Raw genomic sequence first — 966 nt, 5'->3', positions numbered from 1 at the left:
CGAGGTCGTCGCGCCACAGCCGGGCGGGCGGCGGCCCGGATGAGCGGCCGGAGCGCGGGGGCGACGCGGCGGGCGGCGGCGAACCCGGCCCGTTCGGAGGTCGCGATCGTCGCCTCTATGACAGCGGTGCGCGGCACGCCCTGCCCGTCCACGCCCAGCGGTGTGGCGTGGGTCTCCACGACGCTGCCCTCGCCCTCCCCTTCGAGGATGTGCATGACCACGGTGCGGGGCTCGGGGCAGCTGAAGGCGGCGCGCACCGGGACCCCCCACCGGCCGGCGACCCGGAAGGCCACCGTCACAACCATGCGGTCGGGATCGGGGTCGGTGCCCGACGGCGTCTCGGTCACCCGCAGCCCCGCGAAGGAGTAAGGGTGGAACCAGGCCCCGTGCCAGGGGTCGAGCCGGTTGGCGACGACGTCCTCGGGCTCGCAGCGCCCCGCCATGCTCTCCACCGCCGCGATGGTCCCGGCCGGGTCGGGCCGCTCCGCGAGCACCGGCCGGGGCAGCGGGTGCTCCCCGCCGGTCCGGTCCAGGCGCACCCAGAGGAGCACCCCGTCGTCGTGGACGGGGAAGGGCGACCAGCCGGGGAAGCCGCTCTCGTCGAGGGAGAGCCCGTGCCACCGGCAGACCAGCCTCCCCGCGTCGACCGCGCCCCGGCACAGCGGAGCCCCCAGGTGCGGGCAGGCGCCAGGGGCGGCGTACGCGGTGCCGTCGGTGCCGCGCCAGGCCACGATCTCGGTACCGGCGACGACCCGGCCGAAGGGCCGGTCCGCGCGCACCTCCTCGCTGGAGGCGAGGACGAACCAGTTGCCGGACGCCCGGGCCAGCGCCCGTTTCAGGGCGGCGTCGATGAGCCCGGGAGCGGCCTCGCGCCAAGTGGGGCGCTGCCGTGCCCAGGTGGTCGCGGGCATCCGGCGCAGGGGCGGCCGCCGCGGGGCCGGATCCGAAGGAGACATGAGGCCGGTC

The 966-nt window shown here is 77.3% G+C and carries 1 pseudogene; it reads right to left on the bottom strand.

What is annotated here, in order from left to right:
* Positions 1-956 (bottom strand): annotated as a pseudogene (locus VS93_RS26430) (DUF5914 domain-containing protein); the annotation flags it as partial.
* Positions 957-966: the final 10 nt, after the last annotated feature.

Origin of the sequence: Allosalinactinospora lopnorensis (assembly GCF_000981225.1) — a bacterium.
Taxonomy (GTDB): Bacteria; Actinomycetota; Actinomycetes; order Streptosporangiales; family Streptosporangiaceae; genus Allosalinactinospora; species Allosalinactinospora lopnorensis.
This window is presented reverse-complemented; position numbering and strand designations above follow the sequence as displayed.